General features: G+C 63.6%; 18 protein-coding genes. 9 read left to right on the forward strand and 9 right to left on the reverse strand.

The window, feature by feature from the left end; genetic code table 11:
* The first annotated feature begins 58 nt into the window (after positions 1–58).
* Complete coding sequence (locus AC0L18_RS16725) at positions 59–1,021, forward strand: AraC family transcriptional regulator (protein ID WP_473493348.1); 963 nt, start codon at positions 59–61, stop codon at positions 1,019–1,021.
* Positions 1,022–1,091: 70 nt separating this feature from the next.
* Here the strand turns inward: AC0L18_RS16725 and AC0L18_RS16730 are convergent, their stop codons facing one another.
* The 7 genes from AC0L18_RS16730 to AC0L18_RS16760 form a co-directional block, all read right to left on the reverse strand.
* Positions 1,092–2,177, reverse strand: coding sequence for an ABC transporter ATP-binding protein (locus AC0L18_RS16730; RefSeq protein WP_473493349.1), 1,086 nt, complete (start codon positions 2,175–2,177; stop codon positions 1,092–1,094).
* On the reverse strand, positions 2,177–3,286 hold the full coding sequence (locus AC0L18_RS16735) for an ABC transporter ATP-binding protein (protein WP_287121493.1): 1,110 nt from the start codon (positions 3,284–3,286) through the stop codon (positions 2,177–2,179). The genes AC0L18_RS16730 and AC0L18_RS16735 overlap by 1 nt, the downstream gene beginning before the upstream one ends.
* Complete coding sequence (locus AC0L18_RS16740) at positions 3,283–3,492, reverse strand: hypothetical protein (protein ID WP_473493350.1); 210 nt, start codon at positions 3,490–3,492, stop codon at positions 3,283–3,285. The genes AC0L18_RS16735 and AC0L18_RS16740 overlap by 4 nt, the downstream gene beginning before the upstream one ends.
* Positions 3,489–4,448, reverse strand: coding sequence for a carbohydrate ABC transporter permease (locus AC0L18_RS16745; RefSeq protein WP_473493351.1), 960 nt, complete (start codon positions 4,446–4,448; stop codon positions 3,489–3,491). Before AC0L18_RS16745 ends, AC0L18_RS16740 begins: the two co-directional genes overlap by 4 nt.
* Before the next feature lies 1 nt (position 4,449).
* Positions 4,450–5,355, reverse strand: coding sequence for a carbohydrate ABC transporter permease (locus tag AC0L18_RS16750; protein ID WP_027153143.1), 906 nt, complete (start codon positions 5,353–5,355; stop codon positions 4,450–4,452).
* Between the two features lie 72 nt (positions 5,356–5,427).
* On the reverse strand, positions 5,428–6,744 hold the full coding sequence (locus tag AC0L18_RS16755) for an extracellular solute-binding protein (protein ID WP_091595650.1): 1,317 nt from the start codon (positions 6,742–6,744) through the stop codon (positions 5,428–5,430).
* 359 nt (positions 6,745–7,103) lie between these two features.
* Positions 7,104–7,787, reverse strand: coding sequence for a TetR/AcrR family transcriptional regulator (locus tag AC0L18_RS16760; RefSeq protein ID WP_473493352.1), 684 nt, complete (start codon positions 7,785–7,787; stop codon positions 7,104–7,106).
* Between the two features lie 115 nt (positions 7,788–7,902).
* On the opposite strand from AC0L18_RS16760, the gene AC0L18_RS16765 reads away from it, so the two are divergent.
* The 3 genes from AC0L18_RS16765 to AC0L18_RS16775 are packed head-to-tail and all read left to right on the forward strand — an operon-like array spanning position 7,903 to position 10,461.
* Positions 7,903–9,099 (forward strand): Tm-1-like ATP-binding domain-containing protein, encoded by a 1,197-nt coding sequence (locus AC0L18_RS16765; protein ID WP_473493353.1) that lies wholly within the window; start codon positions 7,903–7,905, stop codon positions 9,097–9,099.
* An 11-nt stretch (positions 9,100–9,110) separates the two neighbouring features.
* Complete coding sequence (locus AC0L18_RS16770; RefSeq protein WP_473493354.1) at positions 9,111–10,037, forward strand: phosphoenolpyruvate hydrolase family protein; 927 nt, start codon at positions 9,111–9,113, stop codon at positions 10,035–10,037.
* Between the two features lie 4 nt (positions 10,038–10,041).
* Positions 10,042–10,461: a cupin domain-containing protein gene (locus AC0L18_RS16775; protein WP_473493355.1), complete on the forward strand. Its 420-nt coding sequence runs from the start codon at positions 10,042–10,044 to the stop codon at positions 10,459–10,461.
* Between the two features lie 222 nt (positions 10,462–10,683).
* On the opposite strand, the gene AC0L18_RS16780 is transcribed toward AC0L18_RS16775, so the two are convergent.
* Positions 10,684–11,871 carry a M24 family metallopeptidase gene (locus tag AC0L18_RS16780; protein WP_473493356.1) on the reverse strand — a complete coding sequence of 396 codons (1,188 nt, stop codon included), beginning with the start codon at positions 11,869–11,871 and terminating at the stop codon, positions 10,684–10,686.
* A 282-nt stretch (positions 11,872–12,153) separates the two neighbouring features.
* Between AC0L18_RS16780 and AC0L18_RS16785 the strand changes: the two genes are divergently transcribed.
* The 5 genes from AC0L18_RS16785 to AC0L18_RS16805 all read left to right on the forward strand — a co-directional run bounded on the left by AC0L18_RS16785 (position 12,154) and on the right by AC0L18_RS16805 (position 17,667).
* Positions 12,154–13,764 (forward strand): ABC transporter substrate-binding protein, encoded by a 1,611-nt coding sequence (locus tag AC0L18_RS16785; protein WP_473493357.1) that lies wholly within the window; start codon positions 12,154–12,156, stop codon positions 13,762–13,764.
* 282 nt (positions 13,765–14,046) lie between these two features.
* Complete coding sequence (locus AC0L18_RS16790) at positions 14,047–15,033, forward strand: ABC transporter permease (RefSeq protein WP_473493358.1); 987 nt, start codon at positions 14,047–14,049, stop codon at positions 15,031–15,033.
* Positions 15,030–15,860 (forward strand): ABC transporter permease, encoded by an 831-nt coding sequence (locus tag AC0L18_RS16795; RefSeq protein ID WP_473493359.1) that lies wholly within the window; start codon positions 15,030–15,032, stop codon positions 15,858–15,860. Before AC0L18_RS16790 ends, AC0L18_RS16795 begins: the two co-directional genes overlap by 4 nt.
* A complete protein-coding gene (locus AC0L18_RS16800) occupies positions 15,857–16,867 on the forward strand; it encodes an ABC transporter ATP-binding protein (RefSeq protein WP_473493360.1) in 1,011 nt (336 codons plus the stop codon). Before AC0L18_RS16795 ends, AC0L18_RS16800 begins: the two co-directional genes overlap by 4 nt.
* Positions 16,864–17,667 carry an ABC transporter ATP-binding protein gene (locus AC0L18_RS16805; RefSeq protein WP_473493361.1) on the forward strand — a complete coding sequence of 268 codons (804 nt, stop codon included), beginning with the start codon at positions 16,864–16,866 and terminating at the stop codon, positions 17,665–17,667. Before AC0L18_RS16800 ends, AC0L18_RS16805 begins: the two co-directional genes overlap by 4 nt.
* Here the strand turns inward: AC0L18_RS16805 and ggt are convergent.
* Positions 17,661–19,247, reverse strand: a complete 1,587-nt coding sequence (gene ggt, locus AC0L18_RS16810) for a gamma-glutamyltransferase (protein ID WP_473493362.1) — start codon at positions 19,245–19,247, stop codon at positions 17,661–17,663. The two genes, AC0L18_RS16805 and ggt, sit on opposite strands and share 7 nt — an antisense overlap.
* Positions 19,248–19,309 lie beyond the last annotated feature (62 nt).

Below are 19,309 nucleotides of genomic sequence, written 5' to 3' on the forward strand. Positions count from 1 at the left end.
TGGCTGCAGTGCAACATAGGGAGTGACCGCCTGGAGTTTCCATGCTAGAAACACCATCATGCTTGACCATTCGTCCAAAGTTCCGGTCACCGGCGATCCGCTGACAGACATATTGCGCGGGTTACGGCTCGACGGCGTCGAATATGGCCGTTGTGAAATGCAGGAGCCCTGGGGCCTCCAGTTTCCGGCCCAGACGGCGGCGCGGTTTCACTTCATCGGCCGCACAGGATGCTGGTTGCTGCAGCCGTCCGGCGAATGGGTCGAGCTCAAGGCGGGCGACGCGGTGCTACTGCCGCGCGGCGCCGCACACGTCCTGGCGAGCGAGCCGGGCACCGAGGCTTCGCCGATCCAGGGTTACGAGGTCGGAGAGGTCTGCAAGGGCGTTTACTGCCTGTCCAACGAAGGCTGTCGGCCGGGGACGCTGCTGTTTTTCGGCAGCATGTATTTCAATCTCGACGGTTTGCACCCATTGCTCGGCATGATGCCGGACGTCATGCGCGCGCACGAGTTGGAAGCCTATGAACCGGCCATCCCGCATTTATTGGAGGCCATGGCACGCGAGGTGACGATGGAGCGTGTCGGCTCCGGCGGCATTCTGGCACGGCTGGCCGATGTGCTGGCCGCCACCGTCATCCGCTCATGGGTCGAGCGCGGCTGCGGCGACTCGTCCGGATGGATTGCGGCGGTGAGGGATCGCGAGATCGGCCGCGTGCTGGCCGCGATCCACCTCGAACCGGACCGCGACTGGACGGTGGAAACGCTGGCCAGGATGATGGGCGCCTCGCGATCAGGCTTCGCCGAACGCTTCGCGACAATCGTCGGCGAAACGCCGGCCAAATATGTCACCCAGGTCAGAATGCACCAGGCACGGCAATGGCTGGTCCGCGACCGGTTGAAGATTTCCGTCGTCGCCGCACGCCTGGGTTATGAATCCGACGCGTCGTTCAGTCGGGCGTTCAAGCGCGTCATCGGATCGGCTCCCAGCCATTTCCGGGCCGAGGAACAGGCTGAGACCGGCTAAACCTGGCCACAGGCTTCAAGCCGCCTGGCATCCTCCCGCCCAACAGACGCGCATTTTGGCGCGACGCGGCTTAGCCTGCGTGACGAAGGCTTATCCCGGTACCCTTGTCGAACAGCACCACCTTGTCCGGATCCCAGGCAAAGCGCACCGGCTGCTCGATCTCGACATCGGTTCTGGCTGGCACCGTGGCCCGCAACATGGCGTCGCCGACCCGCAGCGTCAGGATCTTTTCGACGCCATGGTTCTCGACATCGTGGACGCGCGCTTCCACCGGCGCCCCGCTCTCGAGATATAGATCCTCGGGACGAATACCGAAGACGAGCGGGCGACCGTCGGTCTCGCCGCTCGTCCTGGCCCCCCCTGCAAAAGGCAGTTCGAAATTCAGCGGTGCCATCACCGCGCGGCCGTTGACGAGCTTGCCGTCGATGAGGTTCATCGGCGGCGAGCCGACGAAGCTCGCCACATAGGTGTCGCGCGGATTGTTATAGATCTCATAGGGCGTGCCGGTCTGGACGATGCGGCCATGGTTGAGCACGCCAACCTTGTCGCCCATCGACATCGCCTCGATTTGATCGTGCGTGACGAACAGGAAGGTCTGGCCAAGGTTCATTTGGATGTTCTTGAGTTCGGTGCGCAGCGCCTCGCGCAACTTGGCATCGAGCGCCGACAGCGGCTCATCCATCAGGAATACGCGCGGCTTCCTGACGATGGCGCGACCAATCGAGACGCGCTGCATCTCACCGCCGGAGAGGCGATCCGTCTTGCGGTCGAGCAGATGCTCGATACGCAACGTCTTGGCAACGCGATCGACGCGCGTCTTGATCTCATCGGGCTCGATGCGGCGGATTTTGGGCTTCAGCGGGAATTCGAGATTCTCGCGCACCGTGTAGCGCGGGTAAAGCGAGTATTGCTGCAGCACCAGCGCCACGTCGCGCTCGGCCGCGCCCCAGTCAGCGACATCAGCGCCGTCGATGAATATCTGCCCCTCGTCTGGCTTTTCCAGGCCGGCAACCATGCGCAGCGTCGTCGTCTTGCCGGCGCCGGTCTCGCCGAGCAGCACGAAGAACTCGCCATCGGCAATATCGAGATTGAGCCCGGTCAATGCGGTGTGATTGCCGAATGCCTTCGAGATGTTCTTGAGCTGGATATGGGCCATCAGAGTCTCACCCCCAGCGAATTGCCGCTTGTCGTGTCGAAGAAATGCGCCTGCGCCGGGTCGAGCCTGGCGAAGACCTGGACCCCCGGCTTGCCGACGAAACCGGAACGGGTCCGGGCGCGCAGCATCTGTGCCCCGACCTTGAGGTCGACGATGTCGTAGGAGCCAAGCGGTTCGATGATGTGCGCCTCGACCGGCAGATAACCGTCCGCCGGGTCGCGCGAGACCATCACGCCTTCAGGGCGGATGCCGAGCGCGAGGCGGTCCTGCCCGACGTTCGCGGCGTCGAGCTGGCCGACCAGTTCGGCCGGGAAAACGAAACCTTCGGCGGCCCCGTCGACGGTGACCCTGGCGCCCGAGCCGTTCATCGTCACCGCTGCGTTGGCAACGTTCATCACCGGCGAGCCAACGAATTGCGCGACGAACAGATTGGCCGGGTGCTTATACACTTCCGATGGGCTGCCCACCTGTTGCAGAACGCCCTCATGCATGATGACGATGCGGTCTGCAAGGCTCATCGCCTCGATCTGGTCGTGGGTGACGTAGATGGTGGTCGAGCCCTGCTTGATGTGCAGCCGCTTGATCTCCGCGCGCATCTCCTCGCGCAGCTTCGCGTCGAGCGCGCCGATCGGCTCGTCCATCAGCATCGCCTTCGGCCGCCGCACCAGCGCCCGGCCGATTGCCACCCGCTGCATGTCGCCGCCCGACAACGCCGACGGCTTCTTGCCGAGCAGATCGTTGATCTGCAGCACTTTGGCGACCGAGCGCACCTCGCCGTCGATCTCCGCCTTGCTCTTGCGCATGGCGCGCAACGGAAAAGCGATGTTCTCGTAGACGCTCATATGCGGATAGAGCGAGAACGACTGGAAAACCATGGCGATGTCGCGGTCGGCAGCCTTGAGATGCTGGACCGGCTTGCCGTCGATGAGGACATCGCCGCCGTCGATCGTCTCCAGCCCGGCGATTGCCCGAAGCGTCGTCGTCTTGCCGCAGCCCGACTGGCCGAGCAGCACGATGAACTCGTTGTCGTCGATCTTGAGGTTGAGGTCCTTGATGACCTGGACGGCGCCGAAGAATTTCTGGACGCCACGAAGCTCGATCTGGGTCATGCGTGACCTTCTTTTTCCGGTGCGCCGGTCGCCTTCGGCTCCTGCCTTGGACCGACCCAGCCGGTGATCATGAACGTCAGCAGCCCGACGATGATGATCGTCAGCCCGTAGCGGTGCAGGAAGTGGTTCCACGGCTGGCAGAGCGCGATGATGCCGAGCACCATCACGATCTCGGCCGTGCGCTGGATTGTAGCATGGCGGATCATTTGCGGATCGCTCCGAAGGACATGCCGCGCAGGAGGTGCTTGCGCAACAGGAAGGTGAAGATGGCGACCGGCAGCAGGAACAGGAAGGTGCCGGCGGCGATGACCGTCCAGTCGGGCAGGCCGGAACCGACCTGGCTGGGAATGAACGGCGGCGCCGTCTGGGCACGCCGGTTGGTCATGATCAGCGCGAAGGCATATTCGTTCCACGCGGTGATGAAGCAGAATACGGCGGTGGCGGCGATGCCGGTGGCCGCCTCCGGCAGCACGATCTTGAAGAAGGCCTCCATGCGCGTATAACCGTCGACGAGCGCCGCCTCCTCGTACTCCTTCGGAATTTCGTCCATGAACCCCTTCATCAGCCAGACCGAGAAGCTGAGGTTGAAGGCGGTGTAGAGGATGATCAGGCCCCAATGCGTGTCGTTGAGGCCGACGACCCGGTACATCAGGAACATCGGGATCGCCACCACTACCGGTGGCAGCATGCGCGTCGACAGGATGAAGAAGAGCAGGTCCTGTTCCCCCTTTATCTTGAAGCGCGAGAACCCGTAAGCCGTGAAGGTGCCCATGCCGACGGCGAGGATCGTCGAGGTGATGGCGACGATCAGCGAATTCATGAAGCGGCTCGGATAGCCGGACCACTGCACCTCGCCCCTGCCAGAGCGCACCACCTTCTCGCCGCCGTCAAACACCAGCCGCTCCCACCACGGGGCGGCGGCGTATTGTTCCGGCGTCGGCGCTGTGCGCAGTTGCGAGCGCTTGGTGAACAGCTTGACGAAGGGCGATATCTCCGGCTGGAAGACCACCGTCGGCGGGATGGTGGTGGCGAGGTTGCGCGGCTTGAACGCCGTCGAGGCTATCCAGTAGATCGGCGCCAGGAAGATGATCGTGACGATCAGCACGCCGACGATGGCGAGCTTGTTGAGCGAACGCTCGGCAGAGGTGGTGACAGCGGCCATGTTAGCGCTCCTTCACCTTGTTCAGGTATTTGACGTAGATGTTGGTGATCGCCAGGATCATGATCAGCACGATGTAGGCGAGCGCGCAGGAGCGCCCGGTCTGCCATTCCTGGAACGCCATCTTGTAGAGCCGGATCGAGATCACCTCGGTGGTTGGCTGACTGGTCAGGATGTAGGCGAGATCGAATGTCTTGAACGCCTCCATGGTGCGAAAGATGATCGCGATCATCAGGATCGGCGCGACCAGGGGCAGCGTAATGCGAAAGAAGGTATAGAACGACCCGGCGCGGTCGATCGCGGCCGCCTCGTAGAGGTGCTTCGGCACTGCAGACAGGCCGGCAAGCGACAGCAGCATGACGAAGGGCGACCACATCCAGATGTCGGTGATGGCAACCGCGTAGAGCGCCATGTCGGGGTTGGACAGCCACTCGAAGGAGCCGAGGCCGAGCGTATAGTTGATGATGCCGAAGGACGGATCGTAGAGCAGTTTCCAGAACAGGCCGACGACAGCCATCGACAGCATCATTGGCAACAGCAGCAGTGTCGTCAGCAGGCCCTTCAACGGGATATCGCGGTTGAGCAGCAACGCCACGCCGAAGCCGACGATGACCTGGCCGACCACGGAGACGATGACATATTTGGCGGTGATGGCGAAATTCGACCAGATGAACGGGTCGTTGAGCAGCTCGCGGTAATTCTGCAGTCCGACGAAATTGGCCGCCGCGGGGCTCGACGCGCGAAAGTCGGTGAACGAATAGCCAAGCGAATAGAGCAGTGGAAAGATGTTGAAGACGATCAGGAAAACGATCGTCGGAATGATGAAGAGATTGCGGATCGTAAGGTCGCTCATGCCGCGGGCGGCGGAGCGCGAGTTGGGATCCAGCGTGGTCATGACTGCAGTGGCCAAGGCCCGTTCCTTCCTTGTCCGGAAAAGAAAACGGAAGGGGCGGCTCCCGCCCCCTCCGAGCGTTAGTGCCGTTTACTTCACGCGGTTGTATTTCTTGAACGTCGCGTTCCAATCCGCGGCGAGCGCATCGAGCACTTCCTTGGCCGTGCCCTGATTGCCGGTGATGTAGGGATAGACGCGTTGGTTCATCTGGATGAGCAGCTCGGCATATTCCGGCGTCGCCCAGAAGTCCTTCACCTTGAACATGGTTTCGTAGAAGGCCTTGTTGTATGGCGTGGCGTTCTGGAATTCAGGCGACTCGAGCACTTTGGCACTTGCCGTGTAACCGCCGAGTTCCGCCCATTTCTTCTGCGTCTCGTCCTTGATGAACCATTCCAGGAACTTCATCGCCTCTTCCTGATTCTGCGAATAGGAGACGACGGAGATGCCCTGGCCGCCGAGCGCGGCGAACTGATCGCCGTTCGGTCCAGGAGGGTTGGCGAAGAAGCCGGTGGCCTTGGCATTCGGGTTGGAGGCTTCGTTGATGAGCGCCGGGAAGAAAGCGAAGTAGTTCATGCTCATCGCCGCCAGGTTCTCGGTGATCGCCTGGTTGTCCTCGATGAAGAAGCTCTTGGCCCAACCAGGAGGGGTGAAGGAATAGAGCTCCTTGTAGGCCTCGAGCGCCTTGACGTTCTGCTCGGAGTTGATGATCCCGTCGACCTTGTAAGTGGCATAGTCGCCAAGCTCGCCGCCGAAGGAGAAGATGGCGTTCTCGACGCCCATCACCAGAGCGTCGTAGGAGTTATCGGTATAGATGGCGACGCCGTAGCGCTTCTCGTCGGGACGGTGGAAGAATTCGGCGATGTCGCGCAGCTGCTTCCAGTCCTTCGGCACGCCGAGATCGTAGCCGTACTTGGCTTTGAAGGCCTCCATCTCCTTCGGATCTTCGAACCAGTCCTTGCGATAGGACCAACCGACCGCGTCGCCCTCGGCCGGAATCGACCAGTATTTGCCGGAGTTGGATGGATATTCGGCGTAGTATTTTACCGTCGCCGGCGCCATCACTTCCTTCAGATTGTGCTTGTTGAAGAAGTCAGTGAGGTCGACATAGTGACCGGCCTCGGAGGCGGCGCCGATCCACTGGGAATCGCCGACGACCATGTCGTAGGCGCTGCCCTTGGCGTTGAATTCGGTGAACGCCTTGGTCTGGAAATCCCCCCACGGCGTCGTCTCGACCGTGACCTTCACGCCGCTCTCGGCCTCGTAAAGGTTGACGAGTTCCTGCAAATAGTTCGCCGGATCCCACTCAGCCCAGAAGATGGTGAGTTCCTTATCCTGCGCGTAGACAGACGTTCCGCAGGCGAGCACTAAGCCGATACCAGCAAGCATGCTGGTCATTGTCTTGCGCATGATGATTTCCTCCCTTGTGCGCATTCTACCGTATCATCCGAGCCGGCGGCGAGGCCGGCCCTGGTAGTTCCTTCCGTGATGGCGCCGTTCCGGTTTTCGAGCCTCCTCGCCCAACCGGAAATGGATCGCAGCCCTCACTTTCGACCCGCTATATTGTCCTGATCTGGTATTACCAATTTCGGACGCACGTCAAGCTCTTTCTTGGACGATGGCAGGGCCTCAGACAAGCAGATTCCAGCAACATCTGTCTGTTTTTCTTAAATTTTCCTACTCGTTGATACGCAAGACCCTTGTTCGCGCTACGAAACGCCGACTATTGTCAGTAGTAGGCATCCCCATCTGGTCGAACCAGATCGATACTATTCCGCAGCTGTCGCCGGCGCAGGTCTGTTTCCTCCAGCCATAGATTCCATCACTGCAGCCCGCACCAGCGCGCCGGCTGCCCATTGCGCTACCGACATCATCTTGCGGCTGTCCAGTCCCCATATATCCTTCAGCACGATCAGCACTTCGACGCCGAAGATCAGCGACAGGGCCTGTGCCAGGCGGTTGAATTCGCGTGGCGGCAGCCGGTGCTTGAGCGGTGCGATCGCGTCCTTGAGCAGATCGATGCGATGGCCGCGCGTGAAGGCCGGCTCGCCGTCCAGTGTGCCGGCCTGCCGCCGCGCCCACTGGTCGAGCGACAGCTTCAGCGCCGCCTTGAACGTCGCCTCGAAGGCTTCGATGCGTGGCATGGCCGTGTCGAACAGTTCGACGACGCGGCGCTCGGGATCGGCCGAGGCCGACTTCCAGGTGAGGATCGGCCCCAGCCCTTCGTCGACCACCGCATGCACCAGCGCCGCCTGGCTTGGAAAGTACCGATAGGCGGTGGCGCGGGAGACTTCCGCCGCTTCGGCGACCTCGCTGACCGAGGGCGTGGCGCCCGCCTGCATCAGCCTTGTCGCCGTCTCCAGCATCAACCGCCTTGTGCGGGCGCGCGGCCCGCGCGCCGCTGCAGAACCGGCATCGTCGGGCACTGTCACTGGTTGACGTGAGACATTCATATCAATATGATACGCACGTCTCAAAAAATTGCAATGGCCTTTCGCGCTGCCGAACGGCCGGGGCAAAAGAGCGGCCGGCAACTACGCCGAGTGCGCCTTGAACCGGGGAAACGCAATGAAGCGCGTCTATGTGGTGGGCACCGCCGACACCAAGGGTGAGGAACTCGCCTTTCTGGCTGATGCGGTCGCCGCCACCGGTGCTGCTGTCACCCGCGTCGACGTCGGAACGCGCAACGCGACCGTGCCGGTCGATGTCTCGGCCGAAGAGGTCGCCGGCCACCATCCCGGTGGCAGCACTGCCGTGCTGGGCGTCGACGACCGCGGCACCGCGGTCGCGGCAATGGCCATCGCCTTCACCCGGTTTGTCCAGTCGCGCACCGATATATCAGGCATGATCGGCATCGGCGGCGGTGGCGGCACTTCGATCATCACATCCGGCATGCGCGCGCTGCCGCTCGGCCTGCCCAAGATCATGGTCTCGACGCTCGCCTCGGGCGACACCGCGCCTTATGTCGATGTCTCCGACATCGTCATGATGCCGTCGGTGACCGACATGGCCGGCTTGAACCGGCTGTCTCGCGTCGTGTTGCACAACGCCGCCCACGCGATAGCAGGCATGGCTGCAAAACCGGCGCCGCCGCCCGACGGCAAACCATCGATCGGGCTCACCATGTTCGGCGTGACCACGCCGTGCGTGACTTCGATCGCCGAGCAGCTTCGTTCGAGCTATGACTGCATGGTCTTCCACGCCACCGGCACCGGCGGCCGCACCATGGAGAAGCTGGCCGACAGCGGCTTGCTGTCCGGCGTCATCGACATCACGACGACAGAAGTCTGCGACCTCCTGTTTGGCGGCGTGCTGCCGGCAACCGAAGACCGTTTCGGCGCGATCGCCCGCACGAAACTGCCCTATGTCGGCTCGGTCGGCGCGCTCGACATGGTGAATTTCTGGGCGCCGTCGACCATACCGGAACGCTTTAGCGGGCGGCTGTTTTACGAGCACAATCCGAACGTGACGCTGATGCGCACGACGCCTGACGAAAGCCGCAGGATCGGCGAATGGATTGGCGCCAGACTGAGCCTCTGCGAGGGACCCGTCCGGTTCCTCATCCCCGAAAAGGGTGTCTCGGCGCTCGACGTCGAAGGCGGCGCTTTCTTCGACCCTGAAGCCGATGCAGCACTCTTCGAGGCCATCGAGCGCGCGATCATGCCGGATAACACACGTCGCGTCATCCGCTTGCCGCTGCACATCAACGATCCCGAATTCGCCAAGGCTGCGGTTGCGGCTTTTCTCGACATCGCCAGACAGTGAGAGACGAAGCCATGCCCGCCATACCGCGCAAGAAGATCCTGGAAAAGTTCCGCAAGATGATTGCCGGCGGCGTGCCGATCGTCGGCGGCGGCGCCGGCACCGGGCTGTCGGCCAAGGCCGAGGAGGCCGGCGGCATCGACCTGATCATCATCTACAATTCCGGCCGCTACCGCATGGCCGGGCGCGGCTCGGCTGCCGGCCTGCTCGCCTATGGCAACGCCAACGAGATCGTCAAGGAAATGGCCTACGAGGTGCTGCCGGTGGTGAAGAAGACGCCCGTGCTGGCCGGCGTCAACGGCACCGATCCCTTCGTCATCATGCCGCTGCTGCTGACCGAGCTGAAGACGATGGGTTTTTCCGGCGTGCAGAACTTTCCGACCATCGGCCTGTTCGACGGCCAGATGCGGCAGAGTTTTGAGGAAACCGGCATGGGCTTCGGGCTCGAGGTCGACATGATCGCCGCGGCACACGAACTCGATCTGCTGACCACGCCCTATGTGTTCAACCCCGATGAGGCGCGCGCCATGACCAAGGCCGGCGCCGACATCGTCGTCGCTCATATGGGGGTGACCACCGGCGGCTCGATCGGTGCGACGTCGGCCAAATCGCTCGACGACTGCGTGACCGAGATCGACGCCATCGCTGAAGCGGCGCGTGCCGTGCGCAAGGATGTCATCCTGCTTTGCCATGGCGGGCCGATCTCGATGCCGGACGATGCCCGCTACATCCTCGAACGCTGCAACGGCCTGCACGGCTTTTACGGGGCAAGCTCGATGGAGCGGCTGCCGGCGGAAGCGGCGATCGCCAGGCAGACTGCCGATTTCAAGGCGGTCTCGCTGGAGCAGCGGACCCAAAACTCGGAACCGGTTTTGGGAAAATCCGATGCGCAATCAAAAAAAAGCGGTGCCAAGACGACCGCGAAGAAAAAGAAGGGATGAGACGATGACCGACAAGAGCAAGGTGTTTGTCTACCCGAAGGATGTCAGCGCCTTCGGCTTCGACTGGGGCAAGCTGTCGTTGACGGTGGCTCCCGAAGTGAACGGCGCCACGCGCTTTTCCGGTGGCGTCGTCGACCTTCCGTCCGGCAAGGGCCACACGCGCCACAATCATCCGGGTGCGGAAGAGATCATCTTCGTCATATCAGGCAATGGCGAGCAGATGGTCGAGGACGAGGACGGCAATCCGGTCGTCGAGAAGGTTGGCCCCGGCTGCACCATCTATGTGCCGGAAAGCCGCTTCCACTCGACACTGAACACCGGCGATGCGCCGATGCAGCTTTTCGTCGTCTATTCGCCGGCCGGGCCGGAGTTGGCGCTGCGCGACCTGCCGGATTTCAGGCTGCTGCCACCGGGCGAGAAGTGATCTCTGCACACCCGCCTCCTTGTTTGCGGCAGGGCTAATCGCATTTGTAGTTGCCCCCTCATCCGGCCGCTTCGCGGCCACCTTCTCCCCGAGGGGAGAAGAGGTAGACGCCGTCGCTGGCGATCTCCTCTCCCCGAAGGGAGAGGTCGGATTGTCCCGAATTGCCCTTTGCAATTCGGTTGGCAATCCGGGTGAGGGGGCAGCGCCTTCATTGCAGTGCTGTCAAACCCCGCCCCGGTTCCAGCCCCGGCCCCGATCGCCGAACATGACGTAGCCGCTATCGGTGACCGCCAGCGTGTCCTCGAGCTTGATGAAGCCGCGCGTCGGGTGCAGCATCGTCGTCTCGATCGAGAGCACCATGTTTTTCTCCAGCGGTTTTTCGGCATAGGTGCCTTCATAGGTCACCGGATGGTTGGTCATCAGGAACGGCGCCTCATGGGTGATCAGCCCCATGCCGTGGGCGAAGAAATCGGTGTAGGGCGCGACCTTTGACGCTTTCAGCACGCCTTCTGCGTGAGAAATCATGTCACCACCCAGCGTGCCGGCACTGACCTTGGAAAAGGCCGCCTGCTGCACCGCCTCGACTTCGGCCAACAGATCCTCGAGTTCGGCATCCGGCTCGCCCAAAATGCCCATGCGGCAGAGGTCGCCGATATAGCCGTGGTAATTGCCGCCGGAATCGATCGACATCACCTCGCCCTTCTTCCAGGCCTGCGGCGAGCCGGCCCGGTTGTGGCTGGCGCCCAGCGTCAATAGGCAATATTCGAAATGGGCGCCGCGATTGGTCTCCTCGCGCCGCAGCTGCTCGATAATCTCGGTCTTGGTCGTGCCTTCGCGCGCCCAGGCAATCGTTGCCAGCATGGAATCGGTGATCAGTTCAGAGGCGATGCGCAGCTTCTCCAACTCCGCATCGGTCTTGATCGCCCGCATCCGCTCCAGCATGTCGGTCGCGTCGATCAACTTGGCATCCGGCAGCGCCTTGCGGATCAGCGTGTAGGCATCCGACGGCAGGAAAGCCGGCTCGATGCCGATGCGGGCGTTGCCCTTGCCGATTTTCGTCAGGTGCTCAACCGCGAGATTGGCGGCGTCGAGCGTGCCCCAGCAGGCGGCGTGCAAGGTCGGCGTCCAGAACGGGTTGTTCTGGTGCTCGGCGCCCTCCATGCGGTTGCCGATATAGGCGGCGTGGTCCGGTCCGCCCTTCTCGTAGACGACAACAGGCAGATAGCGGCTGTGGCCGATCGCGTCCATGGCGGCGAAGAAGATGAACTTGTAGCCGCCAAGCAAATATTGCGTGTTGTGCTTGGAGGTGGCGAGCAGCACATCGATGCCGGCTTCCTCCATCAGCCGGTCGACCCTGGCATGATCGAACGGGATGGTGCTGACGGCATTTTTACCCGGGGCGACGTTCATCTTTCTCTCTCTCCCTGAATTCCCTGACCGCACGATCAGATCGCGGCAGTTCTCAGTCTGGTCTTACCGAGATAAGTCTGGTCCTACCAGATAAGGTCGGCTTGAACCGCTTCCCTGTAACTGGTCCAGCGGACGAAATTTTCAAAGCCATGTGAGGATGCGCCAAATCCGTCTCTGGCGAAACCCTCGGCAAGGCTCATAATCACCCTTGCAAGGATGCCGTCCGGTGTCCGAGGGTAGTGGCCACCCGGCCGAGTGGCTGAGAGGGGACGGAGTTCGATCATGTCAGAGGTCACAATTTCCAGACGCAGCGTGCTTGCCGGTTCGGCACTGCTGCTGGCTTCGACGGCGCTGCCGACGATCGGCTGGGCACAGACGCCGAAGAAAGGCGGGCGGCTGGTCGTCGCCGCCGATTCCGAGCCGCGCAACCTCAACCCGGCGATCGTCGCGTCCAACGGCGTCTTCTTCATTTCGAGCAAGATCGTGGAACCACTGGCCGAGGCGTCCTTTGACGGCAAGGACGGGCTCGACCCGCGCCTGGCGACAAGCTGGGAGGGCGCCGCCGACGGCTTGTCGGTAACGTTCAAATTGCGCGAGGGCGTCAAATGGCATGACGGCAAACCCTTCACCTCCGCCGACGTCGCGTTCTCGGCGCTGCAGATCTGGAAGCCGCTGCAGAATCTCGGCCGCACCGTGTTCAAGGATCTGGAGGCGGTCGACACGCCGGACGAACTGACGGCGGTTTTCAAATTCGCCAAACCGACACCATTCCAGCTGATCCGCAACGCCTTGCCGGCGCTGACCAGCGTGGTACCGAAGCACATCTACGAGACGGGAAAGATCGAGGAGAACCCGGCCAACAACGCCCCGGTCGGCACCGGCCCGTTCAAATTCGCCGAACACAAGCCAGGCGAATATTACCGGCTGGAGAAGAATGGCGTCTATTGGGGCAAGGACCAGCCTTACCTCGACGAGATCATCTATCAGGTGCTGCCCGACCGCACCTCGGCGGCAAGTGCGCTCGAGGCCGAAGAGATCCAACTCGCCGCCTTTTCCGCCGTGCCGCTGGCCGATCTCGACCGCATCTCCAAAGTGTCTGGCCTCAAGGTGATCACCAAGGGTTATGAGGCGCTGACCTACCAGCTCGTCGTCGAGATCAATCATCGCCGCAAGGAGCTGGCCGACCTGAAGGTGCGCCAGGCGATCGCCCACGCCATCGACAAGGATTTCGTCGTCAAGACGGTGTTCCTCGGCTATGCCGCCACCGCCACCGGCCCGGTGCCGAAAAACGATCCGCAGTTCTATACGGCCGATGTGCCGACTTATGCCTTCGACGTGGCCAAGGCCAACGCCCTGCTCGACGAAGCCGGCTACAGCAAGGGTGACGACGGCAAGCGCTTTTCGCTGAAGCTGCTGCCGGCGCCCTATTTCAACGAGACCAGGCAGTTCGGCGACTATCTGCGCCAGGCGCTCGCCGCCATCGGCATCGACGCCCAGCTGGTCAACAACGACTCGGCCGCGCATATCAAGGCCGTCTACACCGACCACGCCTTCGACCTTGCGGTCGGACCGCCGGTGTTCCGCGGCGATCCGGCGATCTCGACCACCATCCTGGTGCAGAGCGGCATCCCGGACGGGGTGCCGTTCTCCAACCAGGGCGGCTACAAGAACGACGAACTCGACGCCCTCATCGCCAAGGCGTCGGAGACGCTCGACCCCGCCGCGCGCACGGAACTTTACAAGGAGTTTCAGAAAAAGGTCGCAGCCGACCTGCCGCTGATCAATGTCGCCGAATGGAGCTTCATCAGCGTTGTCAGGGACACGGTGGGGAATGTCGCCAACAACCCGCGCTGGGCGGTATCGAACTGGGCGGACACCTATTTGGAATCGTGACACACTCGCGCGGATGAAAATTCGCAGCGAAGTCTGTGTGGAAACTTGGTCAAATGCCGAGTTCCTTCACACCCCCCTCTGTCCTGCCGGACATCTCCCCCGCAAGGGGGGAGATTGGCTGGCCGCAACGTCGGCTCGTTTGCCTGCTGCGTTGAAGATTGGCGAAATCGCCGATGACATCCGATCTCCCCCCTTGCGGGGGAGATGTCCGGCAGGACAGAGGGGGGTGCCTGGGCGGGGCATTTCTCACGATCGGCACATCGCCAAGCAGCCGGCGCCGTCATGACCCGCGCGCTTCTCCTCCTTCGTCGTCGCCTCGTCGGCAGCGTCTTCGTGCTGCTGATTGTCGTGATCGGCACTTTCCTTTTGCTGGAAGCCGCCCCCGGCGACGCGGTCGACGCCTATATCGCCTCGACCGGCGGTGACGCCGGCATGATCGAATTGCTGCGTCATCGCTGGGGCCTCGACCAGACGGCGCTGACGCGGCTGGCCAACTACCTCTGGGCGCTGCTGCATCTCGACCTCGGCCAGTCGGTGACCTTTTCGCGGCCAATCCGCGACGTCATCCTCGAACGCCTGCCCAACACGCTGCTGTTGATGGGCAGCGCCACCGCGCTCTCCTTCGGGCTCGGCTCGGCGCTCGGCATCTATGCCGGCGCCAAGCCCGGCGGCTTTCGCGACCGCTTGCTGTCGATCGGCTCGCTGGCGCTCTATGCCGTTCCCGGCTTCTGGCTCGGGCTGGTGCTGATCATCGTCTTTGCCGTCGACCTGCGCTGGTTCCCGATCGGCGGCATCGAGAGCATCGCGTCGGGCAAGACCGGCCTTGACCGCGCGGCCGATATCGCGCGCCATCTCGTCCTGCCGGTGTCGGCACTCGGCTTCATCTATCTGGCACTCTATCTGCGCATGATGCGCGCCGGCATGGCCGAGGTCTGGCGGCAGGATTTCGTCCTCGCCGCCCGGGCCAAAGGGCTCTCCCGCCGCCGCATCGTGCTCGCCCACGTCGCCCGCAACGCGCTGTTGCCGCTGGTCACCATGCTCGGCCTGCAATCGGCGCAGATGCTCGGCGGCAGCGTCGTCATCGAAAGCGTCTTTTCCGTTCCCGGGCTCGGCCGGCTGGCGCAGGAAGCGGTGGCAGCGCGCGACACGCCGCTGCTGCTCGGCATCATCCTGGTCAGCGCCGTTCTGGTCATCGTCATCAATCTTCTCGTCGACATCGCCTACGCCTTCCTCGATCCGCGCGTCGGCTCTAGCGAGGCCAGCGCGTGAGCCCGCTTCGCCGCTTTCTTCGCACGCCGGAAGCGGTCGCCGGCGCGATCATCCTGGTAGCGTTGTTCGCCATGGCGCTGACAGCGCCTTTGTTCTTTCCCGGCGATCCGCAGGCCATTGCCGGGCCGGCATTGCTGCCGCCCTTTCAGGACTGGTCGCTGCTGCTCGGCACCGACCGGCTCGGCCGCGACGTGCTGGCCGCGCTTCTCCACGGCGCCCGTACCTCGCTGGCGGTCGGGCTGGCGGCTGCGGCCGCAGCCCTTGCCGTCGGCGCAATAGTCGGCACGCTGGCCGGCTTTGCCGGCGGCCTCGTCGACGAGGTGCTGATGCGCATCACCGACGCCTTCCAGACCGTGCCGAGCTTCCTGCTGGCGCTGGCTTTCGTCAGCGTCGTGGGGCCGTCGCTCGGCGTCGTCGTTGCGGCGATCGCGCTCGGCGCCTGGACGGGGCCGGCGCGCGTTGCGCGCGCCGAAGTGCTGTCGATCCGCGAGCGCGATTTTGTCGCCGGCGCCCGCGTCATCGGCATGCATCCGCTGGAGATCGCGTTGCGCGAAGTGCTGCCCAACGCATTGCCGCCGGTGCTGGCGCTGTCGTCGGTGATCGTCGCCGCAGCGATCCTCACCGAAGCGGCCCTCTCGTTTCTCGGCCTCGGCGACCCAAACCGCGTGACCTGGGGCGGCATGATCGCCGAGGGTCGCGCCGTGCTGCGCACCGCGCCCTTTCTGTCGATCATTCCGGGCGTGGCACTCGTGCTGACCGTGCTCGGCATCTATCTCGCCGGTGAAGGCGTCGTCGAGACGACGGCGGTGAGAAGGAGCCTGTCGTGACAGCGCTGCTTTCGATCCGCGATCTGACAGTGACCTATCGCCGCGACGGCAGCGACGTGGCGGCGCTGAACCATGTCAGCCTCGATGTCACCGCCGGCGAGCGCTTCGCCATCATTGGCGAGAGCGGCTCAGGCAAGAGCACGCTGGCGCTGGCCATTGCCGGGCTGCTGCCAGGATCTTCCAAGGTTGGAGGCTCGATCGAGTGGAAGTTACCGAACCTTCGATCGCCTCATTCCTTCGCGCCCCCCTCTGTCCTGCCGGACATCTCCCCCACAAGGGGGAAGATCGGCAGTTCCGTCGCCGGCACTCCCCCTGCAGCCTTGGAGATTGGCGAAAGCGGAAATGGCAGCGCAATCTCCCCCCAAGTGGGGGAGATGTCCGGCAGGACAGAGGGGGGCGCGACGGATCGCCATCCTGCCAGTCTTCCCGACCACACCCCCCTCGGTGGCCGCGATATCGGCTTCGTCTTCCAGGACCCGTCGGCCAGCCTCGATCCGGTAATGACGGTTGGCGAGCAGATCGCGGAAGTCGCGCACACGCATCTCGGCCTGACTTGGTCGCAATCCTATGCCAAGGCGAAAGCCCTGCTCGAACGCGTCCGCCTGCCCGACCCGGACGCCGCCTTGCGCGCCTACCCGCACCAGCTTTCCGGCGGCCAGAAGCAGCGCGTGGCGATCGCCGCGGCGATTGCGGCCGGCCCGAAACTGCTGATCGCCGATGAGGCGACCAGCGCGCTCGACACCATCGTGCAGGCCGAGATCGTCGCGCTGATCCGGCAATTGGTGGCCGAGGACGGCATGACGCTGCTGTTCGTCAGCCACGACATCGCGCTGGCCGCCGAGCTGGCCGAGCGCATCGCCGTGTTCCGGCACGGCGAGCTGGTCGAGCTCGGCACGACGGCGCAGATCGTCGCCAGCCCACGCCACGCCTACACAAGAGCGCTGCTTAACGCCCATCTCGGCCTCGACGCCGAACCGCTGCTGCAGCAGTCAGGAGCGTCGCGGTGAGCAGTCCATTGCTGGCTGTTTCCGGCCTGACCAAACGATATCGTCGCGGCGGCAAGACAATAGCCGCCGTCGATGATGTCTCCTTCGACATCGAGGCCGGCGAGACGCTGGCGCTGGCCGGCCCTTCCGGCAGCGGCAAGTCGACGGTCGCGCGGCTGCTGCTGCGGCTGATCGAACCGGACGCCGGCCGCATCGAGTTCGAAGGTGGCGATTTCCTGTCCCTGAACGATACTGCGTTGCGCGCCCGGCGCGCGCGCGTGCAAATGGTCTTCCAGGACCCGCTCGCCGCCTTCAATCCGCGCGCCAGCGTGGCGCGTGTGCTTGACGATCCCTTGCGCATCCATGGCATCGCAGCCCGATCAGAACGCCCGCGCCGCATCGCCGCTCTGCTCGAGCGCGTCGGCCTAAGCTCTGATCTCGCCGCTCGTGCCATCCACGAGATCTCGGGCGGCCAGCGCCAGCGCATCGCGATCGCTCGCGCCATCGCCACAAACCCGTCGCTGATCGTCCTCGACGAGGCGGTGTCCGCGCTCGACGTATCGGTGCGCCGGCAGATCCTGCAATTGCTGCTCGATCTGCAACGCGAGCAACGGATCGCCTACCTGTTCATTTCGCATGATCTCGGCGTCATCAGCGCCATCGCTCATCGTGTCGTCATTCTCGATGCCGGCCGCGTCGCCGAAAGCGGCAATGCCCGTGCGGTCATCGGTGCTCCGCAGTCGGCGATCGGCAAGGCGCTGGTGGCGGCAGCGCCGAAACTGAACAGGACCAGCACGCGGGGCGCGGCGGACCGTCAGTAACCCAGCGCGCAACCGTCCTTGCGTGGATCGGACGCGCCGGTAAGCGTGCCTTTGTCCCAGTCGATCAGCACCAGCTGGCCGCCGCCATGCGGCTCGGTTGGGATGGACACGTCGTGGCCGCGCTCGCGCAGGCCGGCGATCGCCTCGGCCGGAACGCCACGCTCCGCCTCCACAGTGTTTTGTCGGTAAAACACGCGTGGCGCATCGAGCGCCTCCTGCGGGTCCATGCCGAAATCGATCATGTTGGTGAGCAAATGGACATGGCCGAACGGCTGGTAGCCGCCGCCCATCACGCCAAACGGCATGACTGCCCTGCCCTTGGCTGTCACCATGCCCGGCATGATGGTGTGCATCGGGCGTTTTCCCGGGGCGATGCGGTTTGGGTGGTCCGCCGCCAGGCGGAAGCTGCTGCCGCGATTCTGCAGGACGACGCCGGTCCTGGGCCCGACCACGCCACTGCCGAACGAGCCAAAGGTCGAGTTGATGAAACTGACCGCATTACGGTCGCGGTCGACCACCGAGATGTAGACGGTATCGCTCGGCTGAAGCTCCAGGCGTGGCAGATGCGTCATCGCGCGCGCCGGATCGATCTCGGCGCGAAGCTGGTCGGCATGGGAACTGGACAACAATTGCTCGACGGGGACATGGACCTGGTTCTGGTCGCCGATGAAATTGCTGCGGTCCTGATAGGCAAGCCGCCCCGCCTCGATCTCGAGATGAAAGCGCTCGGCGCCGTTCGGTTCCAGCGAACCGAGCGAGAAGCCCGACAGCACATTCAGCATGATCAGTGCCGTCAGCCCCTGGTTGTTCGGCGGCATCTGATGGATGTCGTAGCCCCGGTAGGATGTGCCGACGGGACTGACATAGTCGCCCTTCGTCGCCGAAAAATCCTCGAGCGCATGCAGCCCGCCAAGCGCGCACAGACGCGAAACCATGTCGTCGGCGACCTCGCCTTCATAGAAGCCGGCACGGCCACGGCGCGAGACAATGCGCAGGGTCTCGGCCAGTTGCGGCTGCCGGTGCAGCTCGCCGGCCAGCGGCGCCTTTCCATCCGGCAAAAATATCCGCGCGGCATGTTCGTCGGCGGCCAGCAAGGCGTCACTTTCGGCCCAGTCGAAGGCCACGCGGTCTTGGACGACATAACCCTGTTCGGCGTAGCGTATGGCCGGCGCGAGCGCGGCGTCGATGCCCTTTTTGCCGTGATCCTCGAGCAGCCGGCACCAGGCGTCGACGGCGCCCGGCACGGTGACCGCGTGCGGACCGGACTCAGGCAGTTCGTCGTGCCCCCTGTCCAGATACCACTGCGCCTCTGCTGCTGCCGGTGCGCGGCCGGAGCCGTTGAAGGCCAGAACCTCGCCTTGACCGTTGGGACAATAGAGGACGAAACAGTCGCCGCCGATACCCGTCGATTGCGGCTCGACCACCGCCTGCACCGCCGCCGCGCACACGGCTGCGTCCATTGCATTGCCGCCGGACCGCAGCATCTCGATCGCCGCCAATGTCGCCAGAGGGTGCGATGTCGCGGCCATCGCTTCCGTCGCACGAACCGGCGACCGTCCGGGGAGTTGGAAATCACGCATGCAGTTCAATAGCCTCCGACCAACCAGATGTGAACTGGCAACAGCAGCCAAAGGGCTGCGCC

This window comes from Mesorhizobium sp. WSM4819 (assembly GCF_055811215.1).